At 70.6% G+C, this 21867-nt stretch carries 18 protein-coding genes; 15 read left to right on the plus strand and 3 right to left on the minus strand.

The genetic code is table 11. The annotated features are described in order from the left end of the window. The first annotated feature begins 70 nt into the window (after window positions 1–70). The 4 genes from ACFYX0_RS17295 to serA all read left to right on the plus strand — a co-directional run bounded on the left by ACFYX0_RS17295 (window position 71) and on the right by serA (window position 5491). On the plus strand, window positions 71–1927 hold the full coding sequence (locus ACFYX0_RS17295; protein WP_355904752.1) for an acetolactate synthase large subunit: 1857 nt from the start codon (window positions 71–73) through the stop codon (window positions 1925–1927). Between the two features lie 20 nt (window positions 1928–1947). Beyond that, entirely contained in the window at window positions 1948–2472 is a 525-nt protein-coding gene (ilvN, locus tag ACFYX0_RS17300) for an acetolactate synthase small subunit (RefSeq protein ID WP_311695055.1), read from the plus strand. A 142-nt stretch (window positions 2473–2614) separates the two neighbouring features. Beyond that, a complete protein-coding gene (gene ilvC, locus ACFYX0_RS17305) occupies window positions 2615–3613 on the plus strand; it encodes a ketol-acid reductoisomerase (RefSeq protein ID WP_388971097.1) in 999 nt (332 codons plus the stop codon). Between the two features lie 276 nt (window positions 3614–3889). Beyond that, window positions 3890–5491 carry a phosphoglycerate dehydrogenase gene (serA, locus tag ACFYX0_RS17310; RefSeq protein ID WP_388971099.1) on the plus strand — a complete coding sequence of 534 codons (1602 nt, stop codon included), beginning with the start codon at window positions 3890–3892 and terminating at the stop codon, window positions 5489–5491. A gap of 119 nt (window positions 5492–5610) precedes the next feature. Here the strand turns inward: serA and ACFYX0_RS17315 are convergent, their stop codons facing one another. Next, window positions 5611–7143, minus strand: coding sequence for an MFS transporter (locus tag ACFYX0_RS17315; protein WP_388971101.1), 1533 nt, complete (start codon window positions 7141–7143; stop codon window positions 5611–5613). Window positions 7144–7240: 97 nt separating this feature from the next. Here ACFYX0_RS17315 and ACFYX0_RS17320 point away from each other — a divergent pair, with 97 nt between their 5' ends. Further along, entirely contained in the window at window positions 7241–7831 is a 591-nt protein-coding gene (locus ACFYX0_RS17320; RefSeq protein WP_388971103.1) for a TetR/AcrR family transcriptional regulator, read from the plus strand. On the opposite strand, the gene ACFYX0_RS17325 is transcribed toward ACFYX0_RS17320, so the two are convergent. Then, complete coding sequence (locus ACFYX0_RS17325) at window positions 7828–9042, minus strand: PucR family transcriptional regulator (RefSeq protein ID WP_388971105.1); 1215 nt, start codon at window positions 9040–9042, stop codon at window positions 7828–7830. The genes ACFYX0_RS17320 and ACFYX0_RS17325 overlap by 4 nt on opposite strands. A 161-nt stretch (window positions 9043–9203) precedes the next feature. On the opposite strand from ACFYX0_RS17325, the gene ACFYX0_RS17330 reads away from it, so the two are divergent. Both ACFYX0_RS17330 and pruA read left to right on the plus strand, forming a co-directional pair. Further along, a complete protein-coding gene (locus ACFYX0_RS17330; protein WP_311695048.1) occupies window positions 9204–10130 on the plus strand; it encodes a proline dehydrogenase family protein in 927 nt (308 codons plus the stop codon). Between the two features lie 34 nt (window positions 10131–10164). After that, entirely contained in the window at window positions 10165–11796 is a 1632-nt protein-coding gene (gene pruA / locus ACFYX0_RS17335; RefSeq protein ID WP_355904771.1) for an L-glutamate gamma-semialdehyde dehydrogenase, read from the plus strand. Between the two features lie 59 nt (window positions 11797–11855). Here pruA and ACFYX0_RS17340 read toward each other — a convergent pair whose 3' ends face one another. Beyond that, window positions 11856–13775: a glycoside hydrolase family 97 catalytic domain-containing protein gene (locus ACFYX0_RS17340; protein WP_388971107.1), complete on the minus strand. Its 1920-nt coding sequence runs from the start codon at window positions 13773–13775 to the stop codon at window positions 11856–11858. Between the two features lie 157 nt (window positions 13776–13932). Between ACFYX0_RS17340 and ACFYX0_RS17345 the strand changes: the two genes are divergently transcribed. From ACFYX0_RS17345 to ACFYX0_RS17380, 8 genes are all read left to right on the plus strand, one after another. After that, a complete protein-coding gene (locus ACFYX0_RS17345; protein ID WP_388971109.1) occupies window positions 13933–14472 on the plus strand; it encodes a GNAT family N-acetyltransferase in 540 nt (179 codons plus the stop codon). A gap of 257 nt (window positions 14473–14729) precedes the next feature. Next, window positions 14730–14861, plus strand: a complete 132-nt coding sequence (locus ACFYX0_RS17350) for a hypothetical protein (RefSeq protein WP_103838047.1) — start codon at window positions 14730–14732, stop codon at window positions 14859–14861. Between the two features lie 183 nt (window positions 14862–15044). Beyond that, window positions 15045–16088 carry a 3-isopropylmalate dehydrogenase gene (locus ACFYX0_RS17355; RefSeq protein WP_355904780.1) on the plus strand — a complete coding sequence of 348 codons (1044 nt, stop codon included), beginning with the start codon at window positions 15045–15047 and terminating at the stop codon, window positions 16086–16088. A 300-nt stretch (window positions 16089–16388) separates the two neighbouring features. After that, window positions 16389–17477 (plus strand): branched-chain amino acid aminotransferase, encoded by a 1089-nt coding sequence (locus ACFYX0_RS17360; RefSeq protein ID WP_355904782.1) that lies wholly within the window; start codon window positions 16389–16391, stop codon window positions 17475–17477. A gap of 183 nt (window positions 17478–17660) precedes the next feature. Next, window positions 17661–18365 (plus strand): urease subunit gamma, encoded by a 705-nt coding sequence (gene ureA, locus ACFYX0_RS17365; RefSeq protein WP_388971111.1) that lies wholly within the window; start codon window positions 17661–17663, stop codon window positions 18363–18365. Next, window positions 18362–20044 carry an urease subunit alpha gene (locus ACFYX0_RS17370; RefSeq protein WP_388971113.1) on the plus strand — a complete coding sequence of 561 codons (1683 nt, stop codon included), beginning with the start codon at window positions 18362–18364 and terminating at the stop codon, window positions 20042–20044. The genes ureA and ACFYX0_RS17370 overlap by 4 nt, the downstream gene beginning before the upstream one ends. 20 nt (window positions 20045–20064) lie before the next feature. After that, window positions 20065–21123, plus strand: a complete 1059-nt coding sequence (locus ACFYX0_RS17375) for an agmatine/peptidylarginine deiminase (RefSeq protein WP_388971115.1) — start codon at window positions 20065–20067, stop codon at window positions 21121–21123. Window positions 21124–21248: 125 nt separating this feature from the next. Next, window positions 21249–21797, plus strand: coding sequence for a TetR/AcrR family transcriptional regulator (locus ACFYX0_RS17380; RefSeq protein ID WP_388971220.1), 549 nt, complete (start codon window positions 21249–21251; stop codon window positions 21795–21797). Window positions 21798–21867 lie beyond the last annotated feature (70 nt).

Below are 21867 nucleotides of genomic sequence, written 5' to 3' on the forward strand. Positions count from 1 at the left end.
GTTTTTTGTTGCACACGCACCAGTCGAACAACGCCCGAACCTCGCAAAAACCCTCAGCATCGAGAAGAGAATGCCGATGACCGAGCAGGCCACCGGGGCCCATCACCCGCAGCCGCGGCCCCGATCCGGAGGACACCAGTCCGCGCCCGAGCACGTCACGGGTGCGCAGTCCCTCATCCGCTCTCTCGAGGAGGTCGGCGCCGACACGGTATTCGGCATTCCCGGTGGTGCGATCCTTCCCGCCTACGACCCGCTGATGGACTCCCAGCGGGTGCGGCACGTGCTGGTGCGTCACGAGCAGGGCGCGGGCCACGCGGCCACCGGCTACGCCCAGGCCACCGGCAAGGTCGGCGTCTGCATGGCGACCTCGGGACCCGGCGCCACCAACCTGGTCACCCCCATCGCGGACGCCCATATGGACTCCGTGCCGCTGGTCGCGATCACCGGCCAGGTCGCCTCCAAGTCGATCGGCACCGACGCCTTCCAGGAGGCGGACATCGTCGGCATCACGATGCCGATCACCAAGCACAACTTCCTCGTGACCAAGGCCGAGGAGATCCCCCGGACGATCGCGGAGGCCTTCCACATCGCCTCCACCGGCCGCCCGGGCCCGGTCCTCGTCGACATCGCCAAGGACGCCCTCCAGGCGCGGACCACCTTCAGCTGGCCGCCCGTCACGGACCTGCCCGGCTACCGCCCGGTGACCAAGCCGCACGCCAAGCAGATCCGCGAGGCCGCCAAGCTGATCACCGCCGCCAAGCGGCCCGTCCTCTATGTCGGCGGCGGCGTGCTGAAGGCCAAGGCCACCGCCGAGCTGAAGGTCCTCGCGGAACTCACCGGAGCGCCCGTCACCACCACCCTGATGGCGCTCGGCGCATTCCCTGACAGCCACCCGCTGCACGTGGGCATGCCGGGCATGCACGGTGCGGTCACCGCCGTCACCGCGCTGCAGAAGGCCGACCTGATCGTCGCCCTCGGAGCCCGCTTCGACGACCGCGTGACCGGCAAGCTGGACAGCTTCGCCCCGTACGCCAAGATCGTCCACGCCGACATCGACCCGGCGGAGATCGGCAAGAACCGCGCCGCCGACGTGCCGATCGTCGGTGACGCCCGGGAGGTCATCGCCGACCTCGTCCAGGCCGTCCAGAAGGAGCACAGCGAGGGCCACAAGGGCGACTACACCGCCTGGTGGAAGGACCTCAACCGCTGGCGCGAGACCTACCCGCTCGGCTACGACCTGCCGGAGGACGGCTCGCTGTCCCCGCAGCAGGTCATCGAGCGCATCGGGCAGCTCGCGCCCGAGGGCACGATCTTCGCGGCGGGCGTCGGCCAGCACCAGATGTGGGCCGCGCACTTCGTCCAGTACGACACCCCCGCCACCTGGCTGAACTCCGGCGGCGCCGGGACGATGGGCTATGCGGTCCCGGCCGCGATGGGCGCGAAGGCCGGCGCCCCGGACCGTACGGTCTGGGCGATCGACGGCGACGGCTGCTTCCAGATGACCAACCAGGAACTGACCACCTGCGCCCTGAACAACATCCCGATCAAGGTCGCCATCATCAACAACGGCGCCCTCGGAATGGTCCGCCAGTGGCAGACCCTCTTCTACAACCAGCGTTACTCCAACACCGTGCTGCACTCCGGCCCCGAGGCGGACGGCAAGCAGCCGAGCGCCGGCACCCGCGTCCCCGACTTCGTGAAGCTGTCGGAGGCCATGGGCTGCTACGCGATCCGCTGCGAGTCCCCGGAGGACCTGGACAAGGTCATCGAAGAGGCGAACTCCGTCAACGACCGCCCCGTGGTCGTCGACTTCATCGTCCACGAGGACGCCATGGTGTGGCCGATGGTCGCCGCCGGCACCTCCAACGACGAGATCATGGCCGCCCGGGACGTGCGCCCGGACTTCGGCGACAACGAAGACGACTGAGAGAGAGCTGAGTGAGAACCATGTCCAAGCACACCCTCTCGGTCCTCGTCGAGAACACGCCCGGCATCCTCGCCCGGATCGCCGCCCTGTTCTCCCGCCGCGGCTTCAACATCGACTCGCTCGCGGTCGGTGTCACTGAGCACCCCGACATCTCCCGCATCACCATCGTGGTGAATGTCGAGGACCTGCCGCTCGAACAGGTCACCAAGCAGCTCAACAAGCTCGTCAACGTCCTGAAGATCGTCGAACTGGAGCCGTCCCAGGCCGTTCAGCGTGAACTCGTTCTGGTGAAGGTGCGCGCCGACAACGAGACGCGCTCCCAGATCGTCGAGATCGTGCAGCTGTTCCGCGCCAAGACGGTGGACGTCTCCCCGGAGGCCGTCACCATCGAGGCCACCGGCAGCACCGACAAGCTTTCGGCCATGCTGAAGATGCTGGAACCGTACGGCATCAAGGAACTGGTCCAGTCCGGCACGATCGCGATCGGCCGCGGCGCCCGTTCGATCACCGACCGGTCGCTGCGCGCCCTGGACCGGTCCGCCTAGGACCTCCGGGATCATTCCCGTACGACCGGACACGGGCGGCCGGCCGCCCGGCGGCCGCCCGTATACCGAGACCCAGAAACTTCCCTTCTCCCCGCCGTCATACGGTGGGACGCACCACCCGTACCCAAGGAGAGAACCCAAAGTGGCCGAGCTGTTCTACGACGCTGACGCCGACCTGTCCATCATCCAGGGCCGCAAGGTCGCGGTCATCGGCTACGGCAGCCAGGGGCACGCCCACGCGCTGTCGCTGCGCGACTCGGGTGTCGACGTGCGGGTCGGTCTGCACGAGGGCTCCAAGTCCAAGCAGAAGGCCGAGGAGCAGGGCCTGCGCGTGGTGACCCCGGCCGAGGCCGCCACCGAGGCCGACGTGATCATGATCCTGGTCCCGGACCCGATCCAGGCCCAGGTCTACGAGGAGTCCATCGCCCCGAACCTGAAGGACGGCGACGCGCTGTTCTTCGGCCACGGCTTCAACATCCGCTTCGGCTTCATCAAGCCCCCGGCCGGCGTGGACGTCTGCATGGTCGCTCCGAAGGGCCCGGGCCACCTGGTGCGCCGCCAGTACGAGGAGGGCCGCGGCGTTCCCTGCATCGTGGCCGTCGAGCAGGACGCCTCGGGCGACGCGTTCGCGCTGGCCCTGTCCTACTCCAAGGGCATCGGCGGCACCCGCGCCGGCGTCATCAAGACGACCTTCACCGAGGAGACCGAGACCGACCTCTTCGGCGAGCAGGCCGTCCTGTGCGGTGGCACCTCCGCCCTGGTGAAGGCCGGCTTCGAGACCCTGGTCGAGGCGGGCTACCAGCCGGAGATCGCCTACTTCGAGTGCCTGCACGAGCTGAAGCTGATCGTCGACCTGATGTACGAGGGCGGCCTGGAGAAGATGCGCTGGTCGGTCTCCGAGACCGCCGAGTGGGGCGACTACGTCACCGGCCCCCGCATCATCACGGACGCCACCAAGGCCGAGATGAAGAAGGTCCTCGCCGAGATCCAGGACGGCACGTTCGCCCGCAACTGGATGGACGAGTACCACGGCGGTCTGAAGAAGTACAACGAGTACAAGAAGCAGGACTCCGAGCACCTGCTGGAGACCACCGGCAAGGAGCTGCGCAAGCTCATGAGCTGGGTGAACGAGGAGGCGTAAGCCTCACGGCCGAAGGGGCCGGAGCACTCTGCTCCGGCCCCTTCGGCGAACCAGGGGTAACGTCGGGAAGAGACCCCGCCCGCCCTGTCCATCCCGTCCAGCCACGGACGGGTGATCCTTCCGCAGTGGCGCAAAAAGACGCATGCTTCGCCACTACACTGCTGCACAACAATCGCGTTCAGGCCCACAGCGTCGTGCGTCTTCCACGCGGATAGCACCCCTCCACCGCCTGCGGCCGTCGGGACGGCCGTCCGCATTGGACATGTGAGGACTCACGTGAGCTCGTACTCCAGTCGCAAAGCCACGGTACTCATCGCTGAAGAGCTGTCGCCCGCGACCGTCGACGCACTCGGCCCCGACTTCGAGATCCGCCACTGCAACGGTGCGGACCGCGCGGAGCTGCTGTCGGCGATCACCGACGTCGACGCGATCCTGATCCGCTCCGCGACGAAGGTCGACGCCGAGGCCGTCGCCGCCGCGCCGAAGCTGAAGGTCGTCGCGCGAGCCGGCGTCGGCCTGGACAACGTGGACGTCTCCGCCGCCACCAAGGCCGGCGTGATGGTCGTCAACGCCCCCACCTCGAACATCGTGACCGCCGCCGAGCTGGCCTGCGGTCTGATCATCTCCACCGCCCGCAACATCCCGCAGGCCAACGCCGCGCTGAAGAACGGCGAGTGGAAGCGCAGCAAGTACACGGGCGTCGAGCTGGCCGAGAAGACCCTCGGTGTGGTCGGCCTCGGCCGGATCGGCGCGCTGGTCGCGCAGCGCATGTCCGCCTTCGGGATGAAGGTCGTCGCCTACGACCCCTACGTCCAGCCCGCCCGCGCCGCGCAGATGGGCGTCAAGGTGCTGTCGCTGGACGAGCTGCTGGAGGTCTCCGACTTCATCACCGTCCACCTGCCGAAGACCCCCGAGACCCTCGGTCTGATCGGCGACGAGGCGCTGCACAAGGTGAAGCCGAGCGTCCGTATCGTCAACGCCGCGCGCGGCGGGATCGTCGACGAGGAGGCGCTGTACTCGGCGCTCAAGGAGGGCCGCGTCGCGGGTGCCGGCCTGGACGTGTACACGAAGGAACCGTGCACGGACTCGCCGCTGTTCGAGCTGGACCAGGTCGTGTGCACCCCGCACCTGGGCGCCTCGACGGACGAGGCGCAGGAGAAGGCGGGCATCGCGGTCGCCAAGTCGGTGCGCCTCGCGCTCGCCGGCGAGCTGGTCCCGGACGCGGTGAACGTGCAGGGCGGTGTCATCGCCGAGGACGTCAAGCCGGGTCTGCCGCTCGCCGAGAAGCTCGGCCGTATCTTCACCGCGCTCGCGGGCGAGGTCGCGGTGCGGCTCGACGTCGAGGTCTACGGCGAGATCACCCAGCACGATGTGAAGGTGCTCGAACTGTCCGCGCTCAAGGGCGTGTTCGAGGACGTCGTCGCCGAGACGGTCTCGTACGTCAACGCGCCGCTGTTCGCCCAGGAGCGCGGTGTCGAGGTACGCCTGACCACCAGCTCGGAGGCCACCGACCACCGCAACGTGGTCACCGTGCGCGGCACGCTCGCGGGCGGCGAGGAGGTGTCGGTGTCCGGCACGCTGGCCGGCCCGAAGCACCATCAGAAGATCGTGGCGGTGGGCGACTACGACGTGGACCTGGCGCTCGCGGAACACATGGTGGTGCTGCGCTACACCGACCGCCCGGGTGTGGTCGGCACGCTGGGCCGCATCCTCGGCGAGGCCGGCATCAACATCGCCGGTATGCAGGTCGCCCGTGACATCGCGGGCGGCGAGGCCCTCGCGGTCCTCACGGTCGACGACACGGTGCCGCAGAACGTGCTGACGGAGGTGGCCGAGGAGATCGGCGCGACCTCCGCCCGCTCGGTGAACCTGGTCTGAGGTCGCCGTACCCCGGGGTTTCGCCCCCGGATCCCCGTTCGCCCTGAACGGACTCGTCCGAGAACGCCGGACGGGCTGGTCGACCAGCCCGTCCGGCGTTCTCGTCACTGCGCGTGTCCTCAGACGGAGGCCTTCTCCGTCTCCCGCACGTGGATGCGGCGCAGTGTCACGGCCGCGCAGACCGAGGCCCCCGCGAGGATCAGTGCCCCCGCGATCCCGGCCCCGTGCATCCCGCTGGTGAACGCCTCCCGCGCGGCCGCCGCCAGGACCTCGCCAGCGTGGCCCGGAAGCCGGCCGGCGACGGCCAGCGCGCCGCCCAGCGTCTCGTGGGCCGGGTCCGGCGCCGTGGACGGGATCTCATGGCGGTAGACCGCCGTGCCGATCGAGCCGAGGACCGCCATACCGAGGGCGCCGCCGAACTCCGCACCGGTCTCCAGGAGGGAGGAGGCGGAGCCCGCCCGTTCGACCGGGGCCGCGCTCAGCGCCAGGTCCGTCATCTGGGAGATGGCGACGACGATCCCGGAGGCGAGGACGCCGCACGCGGCCAGGACCAGCCAGAGCGAGTCCGTGCCGGCGAGGGCGAGCATGCCGTAGCCGACCGCGGCGATCGCGAAGCCCGCGCAGACGACATAGGCGCGGTTGACGCCCTTCTGGACCAGCTGGGTGGCGATCGGGGCCGCCATGCCGATCGGGACGCAGGGCAGCAGCGCCCACAGGGCCGCCTCCATCGCGCTCTTGTCGAGCACCGACTGGAGGTACTGGGTGGTGAAGAACGCCGAGCCCATCATCGCGAACGAGGACACGAGGTTCAGCACCACGGCGGGGGCGAAGCCCCGTCCGCGGAACAGGGTGGGCGAGATCATCGGTGAGGCGGCCGTGCGCTGGCGGTGGACGAAGAGGGCCGCGAAGAGCAGGCCCACGGTGATCGAGACGACGTACCGGACGTGCCAGCCCTCCGACGGGATCTCCTTCAGGCCGTAGATCACCGGGAGCACCGCCGCCATCGACAGCGGGACGCCGAGCAGGTCGAAGCGGCCGGGCGCGGGGTCCTTCGACTCCGGGAGCAGGAAGGGGCCGAGGACCAGGAGCAGGGCCATCGCCGGCAGGTTGACCAGGAAGACCGAGCCCCACCAGAAGTACTGGACGAGGACGCCGCTCAGCACCGAGCCGAGCGCGATGCCGGCCGTCATCACTCCGGACCACATCCCGATCGCCTTCGCCCGCTGGGCCGGGTCGGTGAACATCGTGCGGATCAGCGCCATCGTGGACGGCATGAGGGTGGCGCCGCCGATGCCGAGGACCGCGCGGGCCGCGATCAGGGTCTCGGCGCTGTCGGCGTAGGCCGCCGCCAGCGAGGCGACCCCGAAGGCGGCGGCGCCGATCAGCAGCAGTTTGCGGCGGCCGATGCGGTCGCCCAGTGAGCCCATCGTCATCAGCAGCCCGGCGAGGACGAAGGCGTAGATGTCGAAGATCCACAGCTGCTGTGTGCCGCTCGGCTCCAGGTCCGCGCTGATCGCCGGGATCGCGAAGTAGAGGACCGAGACGTCCATCGAGACCAGCAGCAGCGGAAGCATCAGGACGCCGAGGGCGGTCCATTCACGGCGGCCGGCCCGGGTGGCCGAAGTCGCGGTGTCGCTCGTCGAGTTCGTCATGACAGTGAATGTACGGACGTCTTAAACGCTTGTCTAGAACGTTTGTATAAGTCACGCGTCTAGGACGCGTGTATGGCTCGGCGCTAGGGTGGACCGCATGGGACACCGTGAGGATCTGCTCGAAGGCGCGAAGCGCTGTCTGCTGGACAAGGGCTTCCTGCGCACCACCGCGCGCGACATCGTCAAGGAGTCGGGGACCAACCTCGCGTCGATCGGATACCACTACGGCTCCAAGGACGCGCTGCTGGTGCAGGCCTACGTCTCACTGATCGAGGGCGTGGGGGCGAGCTTCGACCCCGGTGTGGGCGGTGAAGTCACGGAGCCTCCGGGATCGCTGGAGCGCTTCCAGGAGGTGTGGGCGAACGTCATCCGCTCCGTGCCCGGGTCGCGGGCGATCTGGATGCTGAGCCTCGAGCTCATCTTCCAGGGAGACCGGCTCCCAGAGGTGCGCAAGCTGCTGGCCGAGGCGCAGGAGGAGGGCCGGTCGGGTCTCGTGTCCATGTTCAGTGGTGTCCTTGAGGCCGACATCGACAAGGAGACCGTCGACAGCGAAGGCCGCTTCTACCAGACGCTGCTCAACGGCCTCATGGTGCAGTGGCTCTTCGATCCGGACTCGGCGACCGGCGCGGACCAGCTCACCGAGGGGCTTCGCCGCGTGCTGAAAGCAGCCGGCAGCCAGGTCTCCTAGAGCCGCGCCCCCTTCAGCGCCATATGGAGCAGCAGCCGGTCCTCGCCGTCGTCCAGGTCCAGGCCGGTGAGCTGTTCGACGCGGGAGAGGCGGTAGTAGAGGGTCTGGCGGTGGATGCCCAGCTCCGCCGCCGTGCGGCCCGCCTGGCCCGCGCAGTCCAGGAACACCTCCGCCGTACGGGCCAGTTCGCGGTGGCTGGGGGAGAGCAGGACCCGCACGGCGGGGTCGTGGGCCGCCTCGGGCGGGAGGGACGTCAGCAGGCGGTACGGCCCGATCGCCGACCACTGCGCGACCGAGCCGAGCCGGGGTTCCGCCAGAGCCGCGCGGGCCGACGCCGACGCCTCCTGCCAGGCCGTGCCCAGCTCGGCCAGGCCATGCCGGGCGCCGGCCACCCCGGCCGCCGTCCGTCCGCCGCCCCGGGGCCCCTCGGCCTCCCGCAGCAGCCGCGTGGCCGCCGTGAGCGCCGGGGCCGGCACGTCCGCCGAGCGCAGCCGCAACAGCAGGGCCAGGCTCTGGCCGTTGGTGCCCCACGGCACCGTGCACAGCGCGGTCGCGGCCGGGATCGTACGCACCGAGGGGGCGTCGTCCGGATCGGCCGAGGGCCAGGGGGCGACACAGACCACCGTGTGCAGGCCCTCCCCGCGCGCGCCCAGCGCCGTCCGCAGTTCGGCCACCGCCGCCTCCTGGTGCCAGCCGGGCTCGGCGGTCAGCACCGCGCGCAGCTCGCGGGTCAGATCCGCGCCCGCCTGCGCCTCGTCGGCGAGCAGCGCGCCGATGCGGGCGGCGACCTGCATCGCGGCGGACAGTTGGGCCTCGGAGGGGCCCGGCTCGTCCACGAGCAGCCACACATAGCCGAGCACGACACCCCGATGGCGTACCGGCAGACAGATCCGTCCGGTGTAGACACCCGCCTCGGGCGTCGGCGGAATGCGCACGGGGCCGGTGGCGCGGGCGATCCCGAAGCCCTCGAACCAGGTGCGCACCGCCGCCGTGGAGCGGCGCGTGAGGATCGAGCGGGTGCGGACCGGGTCGAGGGTCGCCTCGTCGAACTCGCCGTCGCCGCTGTCGTAGGCGGCGAAGGCGATCAGCTCGAAGTCCCGGTTCTCCAGGGTCGCGGGGGCGCCGAGCAGCGCCGAGATCTCGTCGACGAGTTCCTGGTAGTCGCCCCGGCCTGGCTTGAAAACGTCCGCCACACGGGCATTCTCCCGCATTTTCCCACCCTGCTCATACAGATGTCTGAGATCCAGGGCACGGATGCGTGACAGCTGTCGATGGCCGACGATCTGAGCAATCCATAGGTTTCACGGTGGTTCTCCGTGCCGTACCCGAATGGTCGGGATTCGGCCTCCTGTTGCCCTTCTGGAGGTGCCCTGTGCTGGGTCCCGTGATTCTCGCCGCGTCGCGCAGCGACCGGATGCGCCGGCTGATCTCGGCCGCCCCGGTGACGAAGCCCGTCGTCGACCGCTTCATCCCCGGCGAGACCGTCGACGAGATCGTCCCGATCATCGAGGACCTCGCCGCCAAGGGCCTCGAGGTCACCATGGACGTCGTCGGCGAGGACATCACGACCCCCGAGCAGGCTGCGGCCGCACGCGACGCCTATCTGGCGCTGATCGGCCACCTCGAGGAGCTGGGGCTCGGCACCAAGGCCGAGATGTCCGTCAAGCTCTCGATGTTCGGCCAAGCGCTGGAGGGCGGCCACGAGCTGGCCCTCGCCAATGTGCGCCCGGTCGTCGAGGCCGCCGCCGCGATCGGCACCACGGTCACCCTGGACGCCGAGGACCACACCACCCTCGACTCGATGTTCGCCATCCACGAGGAGCTGCGGAAGGACTTCCCGGGCACCGGCTGCGTGATCCAGGCCTATCTCTTCCGCACCGAGGCCGACGCTCGCCGGCTCGCCGCGAGCGGCAGCCGGGTGCGTATCGTGAAGGGGGCGTACAAGGAGCCCGCGTCGGTCGCGTACCAGAACAAGCACGAGATCGACAAGGCGTACGTCCGCATCCTGAAGACCCTCATGGAGGGCGAGGGATACCCGATGATCGGCTCGCACGACCCGAGGATCATCGCCATCGCGCAGGACATCGCCCGGCGCGCCGGGCGCAAGCTCGACGAGTACGAGTTCCAGATGCTGTACGGCATCCGCAGCGAGGAGCATGTCCGGCTGGCCGCCGAGGGCCACCGTATGCGCGTCTACACGGCCTACGGCACCGACTGGTACGGCTACTTCATGCGCCGTCTGGCGGAGAAGCCGGCGAACCTCCGCTTCTTCGCCCGCTCGATCCTCACCAAGAGCTGACCCCCACCCGCTCGCAAAAGGAGTTACGGAACCCATGGACGCTGTGACCCAGGTCCCCACCCCCGTCAACGAGCCGGTGCACGGCTACGCCCCCGGTTCGCCCGAGCGCGCCCGGCTGGAGGCCAAGCTCAAGGAGCTGGCCGACAACCCGATCGACCTGCCGTGCACCATCGGCGGCGAGAAGCGCATGGGCGGCGGCGAGCCGTTCCAGGTCGTGCAGCCGCACAACCACCAGGCGGTCCTCGGCACCCTGCACCACGCCACCCAGCAGGACGCGCAGGACGCCATCGACGCGGCCCTCGCCGCCGCCCCCGCCTGGCGCGCGCTGTCCTTCGACGACCGCGCCGCGATCATCCTGCGTGCCGCCGAGCTGCTGGCCGGCCCCTGGCGCGAGACCATCGCGGCCTCCACCATGCTCGGCCAGTCGAAGACGGCCCAGCAGGCGGAGATCGACAGCCCCTGCGAGCTGGTCGACTTCTGGCGCTTCAACGTCCACTACGCCCGCCAGATCCTGGCCGAGCAGCCCCCGGCCAACTCCCCGGGTGTCTGGAACCGCCTCGACCACCGCCCGCTGGAGGGCTTCGTCTACGCGATCACGCCGTTCAACTTCTCGGCGATCGCGGCCAACCTGCCCACCGCCCCCGCCCTCATGGGCAACGTGGTGGTCTGGAAGCCGTCCCCGACCCAGACGCACGCCGCCGTGCTGCTGATGCAGCTGCTGGAGGAGGCGGGTCTGCCCAAGGGCGTCATCAACCTCGTCACCGGCGACGGCATCGAGGTCTCCAAGGTCGCCCTGGAGCACCGCGACCTCGCGGGCATCCACTTCACCGGTTCGACCAAGACCTTCCAGTACCTGTGGAAGACGGTCGGCACCAACATCGAGAAGTACCGCTCCTACCCGCGTCTGGTCGGCGAGACCGGCGGCAAGGACTTCGTGGTCGCGCACCCGAGCGCCGACCGCGCGGTCCTCAAGACGGCGCTCACCCGCGGTGCCTTCGAGTACCAGGGCCAGAAATGCTCGGCGACCTCGCGCGCGTACCTCCCGGCCTCCATCTGGAACTCCGGCTTCAAGGAGGAGTTCGCGGCCGAGGTCGACTACCTGACCATGGGTGACGTCACCGACCTGTCGAACTTCATCGGCGCCGTGATCGACGAGCGTGCCTTCGCGAAGAACAAGGCCGCCATCGACCGCGCCAAGGAGGACCCGACCTGCACGATCGTCGCGGGCGGCTCCTACGACGACTCGGTCGGCTACTTCGTCCGCCCGACCGTCATCGAGTGCACCGACCCGGAGAACGAGGTCTTCACGACCGAGTACTTCGGCCCGATCCTCGCGGTGCACGTCTACGAGGACGAGAAGTACGACGAGATGCTGACCCAGATGGAGTCGGTCTCCGACTACGCCCTCACGGGCTCGGTCATCGCCAACGACCGCGCCGCGGCGGCGTACACCTCCGAGCGGCTGCGCTACGCGGCCGGCAACTTCTACATCAACGACAAGTCGACCGGCGCCGTGGTCGGCCAGCAGCCCTTCGGCGGCGGTCGCTCCTCCGGCACCAACGACAAGGCGGGCGCCCCGCAGAACCTGCTGCGCTGGACGCTGACCCGCGCCATCAAGGAGGCGCTGGTGGCTCCGACCGACTACGCCTACCCGCACATGGGCTGACGCCCCCTGAACACCGCCCCCCGCCCCGGGTCCTGGACATCCGAGGCGGGGGGCGGTCGTCATGCGCGGCCCTCGCAGCTCGTACGGCCCTCGTACCAGCGGCAGGCGAGCGCCGCGAAGCCGCCGTCCGCGCGGACGGGCACCTGGAGCGTGTCACCGCCGCGCACCGTGTGCGCCGTGCGCACCAGACCGGCCGGACCGTCCGTCAGGGTCTCCACCAGCCAGCGGCCCGCGTCCAGCCGTATCGGCACGTCCGCCGTGCGCGCCGCGCCCGCGAAGGTGCCGCCGATGAACCAGCGGTGGTCGGGGGAGCGCCGCGCGAGCACGGCCGAACGGCCCGGGTCCCCGGTCAGCAGCCGGGTCTCCTCCCAGCGCGCCGGGAGCTGCTCCAGGAAGCGGCGTGCCTCGGGCCGGGCGTCGTAGGACTCCGGGGTCCCGGACAGGTTCTGGACGCCCGACTCGTACAGGACCGTGAGCCCCAGCTCGCCCGCGTCCGAGCCGGCGTCCGGCCGCTCGGCGCGCTGGAAGGCGCCCGGGGTGAAGTCCATGGAGCCGATGACGTTCCGGGTGAACGGCAGGGAGGCCAGCTGCTCGGCGGTGTTGGTGCGCTTCTCCTCGCCGCCGACGCCCTCCATCGACATGACCTGCGGCCAGGTGCGCTGGATGCCCTTCGGGATCGTCGAGCCGTGGAAGTTCACCATGAGGTGGTGGCGGGCCGTCGACCGCAGGACGTCGTCGTACCAGCGCATCCGCTCCTGCGACTCGGAGTTCATGAAGTCGATCTTCACTCCCCTGACGTCCCAGCGCTCCAGCGTGCCGAGCCACTTCTCCCGCTCGGCCGGGTCGGTGAGCAGGGTGTAGTGCAGCCACACATGGATGCCGACGCCCTTCGCCGCGGCGTACCGCACCAGTTCGGGCATCCAGCTGTCCGTCCGCCAGTCGGGGTCGACGACGTCCCAGGCGTCGGGCTCGAAGTACCAGCCGGCGTCCACGACCTCGTACGGCCAGCCCCGTTCGGCCGCGCAGTCCACGTACTTCTCCTGCGCGGTGAGACTCCGTCCGGCCGCCTTGCCCCCGGCCAGCCAGGTCCACAGCGCCGGGCCCGGGCTGATCCAGGAGGTGTCATGGACGCGGGAGGCGGGGGCGAGGTCGTCCACGAGGGTCGACTCGGTGACGGTCGCCAGATCGCCGGTGACGACCGCCCGCCAGGGGGTGGTCAGGGCTCCCGCGGTGTGCACCGGGGCGTCGTCGGCGAGGCTCACCCCGTAGGTCGCCGAGCCCGCCGTGTGCGTCAGATGCGCGCCCGCGTAGGTGCCGGTGACATCGGACTCCGCGATCAGCGCCCAGCCGCCGTCCGTGTAAAAGAGGGACTGCATCATGTACGCGCCCGACGGCACCGCCGCGGCCGACTCGTAGCGGCGGAAGGGCAGCTCGTTGTCGGAGCGATAGGCGCCCAGGAGGGCGCTCGCGTCCGCCGGGAGCGTGAAGGCGGAGGTCTCGCGCAGGACGTCACCCTGGCTGCGCGGCAGCACATAGCGGTACGCGACGCCGTCCGGGGCGACGCGGGCGACCAGGTCGAGGCGGGCGCCCGTCGCTGTACGGAAGCGGAAGCGGGCCTCGGTCATCCGCACGACACGCACCCGGGACTTGCCCGTGGTGCTCGTGTACCGCTCCCGGACCGGCCGCTCGCTCCGGCCGATCAGGCTGAGTCCCTTCGACAGATCGGCCCGTTCGGTGACCAGGCCGACCGGTGAGGGCTCCAGGACCGTGCGGCCGCCGCGTCGTACGGCGAGCGTGGGGTGGCCGTCGGCGGGATCGAGCGCGACGACGGCGGTCGGGGCGTCGCCCGGGCCTCTCACCTCCCAGGTCGGGACCGGTGCCGGGGTGCCCGCCCGGGCCGGCAGCACCGACGCGGTGGTGACGAGCAGTGCGGAGCAGAGGGTCAGGGTGATGGTGCGGAGCCGTGGTCGGGCGGTCATAGGAAACCTCTCCCTGTCGCAGTCATCCGATGACTGTGAGAGTGCTGGCGCTATATGTGCATGTCAAGGCGCCGAACGGCGTCATACATCGGATTAGCAGTCAGACACGTGAGGTTCGGTCACGTAGGAGAACTCCCCGGAAGGTCATACTGGTCCGGTGGCCATCAGTCTGCGCACCGTGCACACCGCCGACCTCGACCCCGCCGAACTGCGCGCCGCCCGGACCCTGTTGGACGAGGCGTTCGGCGGTGACTACGACGACGAGGAGTGGGAGCACGGGCTCGGCGGGCTGCACGTCCTGGTGAGCGACGACCGGGGGCTCGCCGCCCATGGGTCCGTCATCATGCGGCGCGCCCGCTATCGCAAGCACTGGCTGCGCGTCGGGTACGTCGAGGGCGTGGGGGTGCGTCCGGACGTCAAGCGCCAGGGGTTCGGCGGACGGGTCATGGCCGAGATCGAGCGGATCATCGAGGGCGCCTACGACTTCGGCGCGCTCTCCGCGAGCGACCAGGGCGCCGCGCTGTACCACGCCCGGGGGTGGCAGTTGTGGTCCGGCCGGCTGGGCGCCCTCGGTCCCCGCGGTGTGGTCCGGCTGCGCGACGAGGAGGACTGCACCTTTGTGCGTCCGGCGGCCGCGGGCCCGCTCGACCCCAAGCACAAGCTGGTCTTCGACTGGCGGGACGGTGACGTGCTCTGACGGCCCGCGGTGCCATGAGGGCAGGTCACGGCCGGGTGAGCCGGTCCGCCGTCTCAGATAGTAGGAAGTCCGAGTAATTGTGGAGACAGACGCCCGGTCCTCGCTTAGCTTTGTAGGAGCCGAACGTCTCGCTCGATCAAGCGAATGGCGGTCGTGAGCCGGGCCCGATGCAGGTCACCCCTGCGGCACCGCTCCCCGCCCTCCGGCGTCTCGTATCCCCTTTCCGCGCTCCCGGATTTCGAAGGAGTCGATTTCCCATGGCCGAGACGACCGCCCGCCGCCGAGTCCGTCACGTTTCCCGTACGAGTGAGTCCGACCGCAAGAACGCCGCCGCCGCGCTCCAGCGCGCCCTCGACCGCCGGGACAACGGCGGCGCGACGGGCCACTGAGCCGCCGTAGAGCGGCACGTTCCGAGCCGGGAGCCGCGCCCGTGGGGTGCGGCGCGGTCGCACGCACCGCGCCGCACCCCGAACCGAGCCGTACGGGTGGACCGGGGAGGACACGGCGACGCGACCATGTCCGTATCGCGGACAGCCCGTGTCATCCCATGGGACAAGGAGTACGGTGCCGTCATGTCTCGCAGCATCAATCTCGCAGTGATTCCCGGTGACGGCATCGGCCAGGAGGTCGTGGCCCAGGGGCTGAAGATCCTCTCCGCCGTCCTCCCGCAGGATGTGAAGCTGGAGACCAAGGAGTACGACTTCGGCGCCCGGCGCTACCACGCCACCGGCGAGACCCTCACCGACGCCGACCTGGAGCAGCTCAAGCAGCACGACGCGATCCTGCTCGGCGCGATCGGCGACCCGTCGGTCCCGTCCGGCGTCCTGGAGCGCGGCTTCCTGCTCAAGCTCCGCTTCGCCTTCGACCACCACGTCAACCTGCGGCCCTCCAAGCTGCTCCCGGGCGTCGAGACCCCGCTCGCGGGCCAGCCCGAGATCGACTTCGTCGTGGTCCGCGAGGGCACCGAGGGCCCGTACACGGGCAACGGCGGCACCATCCGCACCGGCACCCCGCACGCGGTCGCCACCGAGGTCTCCCTGAACACCGCGTTCGGCATCGAGCGCGTCGTGCGCGACGCGTACGCCCGCGCACAGGCCCGCCCCCGCAAGAAGCTGGCCCTCGTCCACAAGAACAACGTGCTCGTGCACGCCGGTCACCTGTGGACGGACATCTTCAACAAGGTGGGTGAGGAGTTCCCCGAGGTCACCACCGAGTACATGCACGTCGACGCGGCGACGATCTACCTGGTCACCCAGCCCGAGCGCTTCGACGTGATCGTCACCGACAACCTCTTCGGCGACATCATCACCGACCTCGCCGCCGCCATCTCCGGCGGTATCGGGGTCGCCGCCTCCGGCAACATCAACCCGTCCGGCGCGTTCCCGTCGATGTTCGAGCCCGTGCACGGCTCGGCACCCGACATCGCGGGCCAGGGCAAGGCCGACCCGTCGGCCACCGTCCTGTCGGTCGCCCTCCTGCTGCGCCACCTCGGCTACGAGACCGAGGCCGCCCGTATCGAGGACGCCGTCTCCGCCGACCTCGCCGAGCGCGTGGGCAAGCCCGCCCGCACCACCGACGAGATCGGCGACGCGCTCGCCGTACGAGTAGCCGGCTGACCCGCCCGCCGCTCACATCCTGAGAAAGGCCGCCGGGTCGCGACGCGCCCGGCGGCTTTGCCATGCCGTCGCCGGGTGTCACCATCGACCCACTCCGGGCCACTTCCGGGGCCGCATTCACCCCGTTCCACCCGCGGCTTCAGCTCCGCTCCAGCAGGGGGGACTCCCTTTGGGCCCCCGCTTGCGATAATCGGACGAGGAGCCGCGGTATGAGGGAATGCTCGGACGTCCTCACACCTGCCGCTGGAGGCACGGGCGTGAGCGCGGCCCGTCAACACAACCGGTGAAGGACAACCACACATGACGACGCCCACGATCGAGTTGAAGCCCTCCGCCAACCCGCTCTCCGACGCGGAGCGGGAGGCCATCCTGACCAGCCCCGGGTTCGGCCGCCACTTCACCGATCACATGGTGACCATCCGGTGGACCGAGGGCCGTGGCTGGCACGACGGCCAGCTCGTCCCGTACGCCCCGATCTCTCTCGACCCCGCCACCAACGTTCTGCACTACGCGCAGGAGATCTTCGAGGGCCTCAAGGCGTACCGCCGGCCCGACGGCTCGGTGGCCACCTTCCGCCCCGAGATGAACGCCCAGCGCTTCCAGCGCTCGGCCCGGCGCCTGGCCATGCCCGAGCTGCCGGTCGAGACCTTCATCGAGGCCTGTGACGTGCTTGTCCAGCAGGACAAGGCGTGGGTGCCCGCGCACGGCGGCGAGGAGTCCCTCTACCTGCGCCCGTTCATGATCGCCACCGAGGTCGGTCTGGGCGTCAAGCCCGCCAACGAGTACCTGTTCCTCGTCATCGCCTCCCCGGCCGGCGCCTACTTCGCGGGCGGCGTCAAGCCGGTCTCCATCTGGGTCTCGGAGGACCGGGTCCGTGCCGTCCCCGGTGGCATGGGCGACGCCAAGACCGGCGGCAACTACGCGGCCTCCCTGCTCGCGCAGGCCGAGGCGGCGGCCAAGGGCTGCGACCAGGTCTGCTACCTCGACGCCGTGGACCACAAGTGGGTCGAGGAGCTGGGTGGCATGAACCTGTACTTCGTGTACGGCAACAAGATCGTCACCCCGACGCTGACCGGCTCGATCCTGGAGGGCGTCACCCGTGACTCCCTGCTGACCGTCGCCCGCGACCTCGGCTATGAGGCGGAGGAGCGCCGCGTCTCCATCGACGAGTGGCAGGCCGACTCCGAGAACGGCACCCTGACCGAGGTCTTCGCCTGCGGCACCGCGGCGGTCATCACCCCCGTCGGCACGGTCAAGCGCGCGGGCGCCGAGTGGAAGCAGTCGGGCGGCGAGCCGGGCGAGGTCACCGTGAAGCTCCGCGAGGCCCTGCTGGACCTCCAGCGCGGCACCCGCGAGGACACCCACGGCTGGATGCACCCCCTCGGCTAGACCTCAGGCACCATCAGGGCCGCCCCGGACCCCGCGTCCGAGGCGGCCCTTTCCTGTGCCCGCCGAGAGGTTGGAGCGGCGCTCGATGTGACATGACCGTTGTCCCCTGGTACATGGTTCCCATCCTCGGATCCGGCGTTTAGAGTGCTGCTCTAAAGTTCGGATGCAAGGAGGTGCCGCCTCGTGAGACTCACCCCCACGGAACGCGACCGGTTGCTGCTCTTCGGGGCCGCCGAACTGGCACGCGCCCGCCGGGCCCGGGGACTGAGGCTGAACGTGCCGGAGGCGACCGCGCTGATCGCGGACACCGTCTGCGAGGCCGCCCGCGACGGCCGGCGGCTCGCCGAGGCCATCGAGGCGGCCCGGTCCGTGCTCGGCCCGGACGACGTGCTGCCGGGCGTCGCGGACGTCGTCACCGAGGTGCATGTCGAGGCCGTCTTCGACGACGGGTCACGCCTCGCCGTGGTCTCCGACCCGATCGGCGGCGGGCTGGGCGACAAGGCCCCGGGCGCCCTGCTGCCGGGCCCGGAGCACGCCGAGCCGAAGGCGGTCGTCCGGCTCGCGGTCACCAACACCGCGACCGTGCCCGTCTCCGTCACCTCCCACTTCCACTTCTTCGAGGCCAACCCCCGGCTCGACTTCGACCGCGAGAGGTCCTACGGCATGCGGCTCGCCGTGCCCGCCGGGTCGTCGGTGCGGTTCGGGCCCGGTGAGCACGCCGAGGTCGGACTCGTGCCGATCGGCGGCGAACGGATCGCGATCGGTTTCGCGGGGCTCGTCGACGGGCCGCTGGACGCGCCTGGGGCGAAGGAGGAGGCCCTGCGCCGGGCCGCCGCCTGCGGATATCTGGGAGCTTCGGGGGCCGGGCGCGAAGGAGGCGCACGATGAATCCGTACGAGTACGCCGCCACCCACGGCCCCCGCGCGGGCGACCGCGTCCGCCTCGGCGACTCGGGCCTGGTGATCCGCGTCGAGTCCGACGCGCAGCAGTACGGCGACGAGTTCCTCGCGGGCTTCGGCAAGACCGCCCGCGACGGTCTGCACCTCAAGGCCGCGGCCGTGCGCGAGACCTGCGACGTCGTCATCAGCAACGTGGTCGTCATCGACGCGGCCCTCGGCATCCGCAAGGTGTCGATCGGCATCCGCGAGGGACGGATCTGCGCGATCGGGCGCGCCGGCAATCCCGACACGCTCGACGGCGTCGACGTCGTGGTCGGCACGGGGACCTCCATCGTCTCCGGTGAGGGCCTGATCGCCACCGCCGGGGCCGTCGACACCCATGTCCATCTGCTGTCGCCGCGCATCATGGAGGCCTCGCTGGCCTCCGGTGTCACCACGATCATCGGGCAGGAGTTCGGCCCGGTGTGGGGCGTCGGCGTCAACTCGCCCTGGGCGCTGCGCCACGCGTTCAACGCGTTCGACTCCTGGCCCGTCAACATCGGCTTCCTGGGCCGCGGTTCGTCGTCCGACCCCGCGCCCCTGATCGAGGCGCTGGCCGAGGGCGGCGCCTCCGGCTTCAAGGTGCACGAGGACATGGGCGCCCACACCCGCGCCCTCGACACCGCCCTGCGCGTCGCCGAGGAACACGACGTCCAGGTCGCCCTGCACAGCGACGGTCTGAACGAGTGCCTGTCCGTCGAGGACACCCTGCGGGTCCTCGACGGCCGTACCATCCATGCCTTCCACATCGAGGGCTGCGGCGGCGGGCATGTGCCGAACGTCCTGAAGATGGCGGGCGTGCCGAACGTCATCGGCTCCTCCACCAACCCGACGCTGCCCTTCGGCCGGGACGCCGTCGCCGAGCACTACGGCATGATCGTCTCGGTCCACGACCTGAAGCCGGACCTGCCCGGCGACGCCGCCATGGCCCGCGACCGCATCCGCGCCGGGACCATGGGCGCCGAGGACGTGCTGCACGATCTGGGCGCCATCGGCATCACCTCCTCGGACGCGCAGGGGATGGGGCGCGCGGGGGAGACCGTGCGCCGTACCTTCGCCATGGCCGGGAAGATGAAGGCGGAGCTGGGGCCGCTGGCGGGCGACGGCCCGGACGACGACAACGCCCGCGTCCTGCGCTACATCGCCAAGCTGACCGTCAACCCGGCCATCGCCCACGGACTCGCGCACGAGGTGGGCTCCCTGGAGGTCGGCAAGCTGGCCGACATCGTGCTGTGGCGGCCGGAGTACTTCGGCGCCAAGCCGCAGCTCGTGCTCAAGTCCGGCTTCCCGGCGTACGGTGTGGTCGGCGACCCCAACGCGGCCACCGACACCTGTGAACCCCTCGTGCTCGGCCCGCAGTTCGGCGCGCACGGCGCGACCGCCGCCGACCTCTCCGTCGCCTTCGTCGCCCGGGCGGCCCTGGACCTGGGCTCCGACCGGATGCCCACCCGGCGCCGAAGGGTCGCGGTCCGCGGCACCCGCGGCATCGGCCCCGCCGATCTGCGCCTCAACTCCCGTACCGGAGCGGTCGACGTCGACCAGCGCACCGGCCTGGTCACCCTCGACGGCGCACCGGTCCGCTCCGAACCCGCCGACTCGGTCTCCCTCAACCGCCTGTACTTCCTGTGACCCCCGTGAGGACCCCCGCCATGAGCACCCCCGCCGCCGACGGCTTCCGCATGCCCGCCGAGTGGGCCCCGCACGAGCGCACCTGGATGGCCTGGCCCGGCCCCAACCCGACCTTCGACGACCCCGGTGACCTGGCCGCCGCCCGCGCGGCCTGGGCCTCGGTGGCCCGCGCCGTCCGCCGATTCGAACCGGTCACCGTGGTCTGCGGCCCCGGCCAGGCCGCCGATGCGCGCGCCCTGCTGGGCGAGGGCATCGACACCGTCGAGCGCGATCTCGACGACGCCTGGATGCGCGACATCGGCCCCACCTTCCTCACCGACGGGCGTGAACTTGCCGCCGTGGACTGGACGTTCAACGGCTGGGGCGCCCAGGGCTGGGCCCGCTGGGAGCACGACGCGAAGATCGCCGCGTATGTCGCGGACCTCGCGGACGCGCGGACGTACGCCTCGAAGCTGGTCAACGAGGGCGGCGCGATCCATGTCGACGGCGAGGGGACCGTCCTGCTCACGGAGACCGTGCAGCTCGGCCCCGAACGCAACCCGCACTGGACGAGGGAGCAGGTCGAGGCGGAGATCCACGCCCACCTCGGCACCCGCAAGGCGATCTGGCTGCCGCGCGGTCTGACCGCCGACTACCCCCCGCACGGCTTCGGCACCCTCGGCCATGTCGACATCGTCGCCGCCTTCGCCCGCCCGGGCGTGGTCGTCGCGCACCACCAGCCGGACCCCGCGCACCCCGACCACGAGGTCACGAAGGAGGTCATCGGGATCCTGAGGTCCGCCACCGACGCCCGGGGCCGCGCGCTGGAGGTCGTCGAGGTGCCCGCGCCGACCGTCCTGGAGACCGACGGCCACTGGGCCGACTACTCGTACATCAACCACTACCTGTGCAACGGCGGCGTCGTGCTGTGCGCCTTCGACGACCCCCGCGACGAGACGGCCGCCGGTATCTTCCGCCGGCTGTTCCCGGAGCGGACGGTGACGCTCGTGGACGCCCGGACGATCTTCGCGGGCGGGGGCGGCATCCACTGCATCACCCAGCAGCAGCCGAAGGTCCCGGCGACCGGGACGGTCAGGTAGAACGTACCGGTGGATGTAGTGCCCTGCGCCGTGTGCGGCCACCGTCCGACCGAACCCGCGGAGGCCGGAGAGTGACCCGCAGACGCAATGTCGCCCCGCCGCGTGAGGACGTCCTCGCCGCCGCCATGGGCATGATCGCCGAGCGCGGTCTGGAGCAGCTCACCATGGCGGCGCTCGGCCGGGAGGTCGGGATGAGCAGCGGCCATCTGCTCTACTACTTCCGCTCCAAGGACGAGCTGCTGCTCCAGGCCCTGGAGTGGAGCGAGGGCCGGCTCGGCGCCGAGCGCGCGCGGCTGCTCAGCCGGCGGGCCCCGGCCCGGGAACGGCTGGACGCGTATGTCGACCTGTATGTCCCCGACGGCCACCGCGATCCGCACTGGACCCTGTGGCTGGAGGTCTGGAACCGCTCGCAGAACGCCGACGACGACGCCCGCGACCGGCAGGCCGCCATCGAGGGCGCCTGGCACCGCGACCTGGTGGCGCTGCTCGCCGAGGGCGTGTCGCGGGGCGAGTTCCGGCCGGTCGACCCGGACCGCTTCGCCACCCGGCTGCGCGCCCTCCTCGACGGCTTCTCCATCCACGTGGCGATCGGCCTGCGGGGCACCGGCCGGGAGCAGGTGCTCGGCCATGTACGGGAGTTCCTGGACGAGTCGCTCACGCTCGCGGACGCCTGATCAGCCGTCCTGGTTGTACGTCATCGGGCGCATTGAACCGGGGCGGGTGATGCGTCTGCATCCCCGGGAG

Source organism: Streptomyces sp. NPDC002573, assembly GCF_042889625.1.
GTDB classification, from domain to species: domain Bacteria; phylum Actinomycetota; class Actinomycetes; order Streptomycetales; family Streptomycetaceae; genus Streptomyces; species Streptomyces gibsoniae.

Coding starts and splice junctions, on each gene's coding strand:
- ACFYX0_RS17380 (WP_388971220.1), top strand. CDS start 21,249: ATGGGCATGATCGCCGAGCGCGGTCTGGAGCAGCTCACCATGGCGGCG.
- ACFYX0_RS17375 (WP_388971115.1), top strand. CDS start 20,065: ATGAGCACCCCCGCCGCCGACGGCTTCCGCATGCCCGCCGAGTGGGCC.
- ACFYX0_RS17325 (WP_388971105.1), bottom strand. CDS start 9,042: ATGCGGGAGAATGCCCGTGTGGCGGACGTTTTCAAGCCAGGCCGGGGC.
- ACFYX0_RS17350 (WP_103838047.1), top strand. CDS start 14,730: ATGGCCGAGACGACCGCCCGCCGCCGAGTCCGTCACGTTTCCCGTACG.
- ACFYX0_RS17315 (WP_388971101.1), bottom strand. CDS start 7,143: ATGACGAACTCGACGAGCGACACCGCGACTTCGGCCACCCGGGCCGGC.
- ACFYX0_RS17355 (WP_355904780.1), top strand. CDS start 15,045: ATGTCTCGCAGCATCAATCTCGCAGTGATTCCCGGTGACGGCATCGGC.
- ilvN (WP_311695055.1), top strand. CDS start 1,948: ATGTCCAAGCACACCCTCTCGGTCCTCGTCGAGAACACGCCCGGCATC.
- ACFYX0_RS17340 (WP_388971107.1), bottom strand. CDS start 13,775: ATGACCGCCCGACCACGGCTCCGCACCATCACCCTGACCCTCTGCTCC.
- pruA (WP_355904771.1), top strand. CDS start 10,165: ATGGACGCTGTGACCCAGGTCCCCACCCCCGTCAACGAGCCGGTGCAC.
- ACFYX0_RS17295 (WP_355904752.1), top strand. CDS start 71: ATGCCGATGACCGAGCAGGCCACCGGGGCCCATCACCCGCAGCCGCGG.
- ACFYX0_RS17360 (WP_355904782.1), top strand. CDS start 16,389: ATGACGACGCCCACGATCGAGTTGAAGCCCTCCGCCAACCCGCTCTCC.
- ACFYX0_RS17320 (WP_388971103.1), top strand. CDS start 7,241: ATGGGACACCGTGAGGATCTGCTCGAAGGCGCGAAGCGCTGTCTGCTG.
- ACFYX0_RS17370 (WP_388971113.1), top strand. CDS start 18,362: ATGAATCCGTACGAGTACGCCGCCACCCACGGCCCCCGCGCGGGCGAC.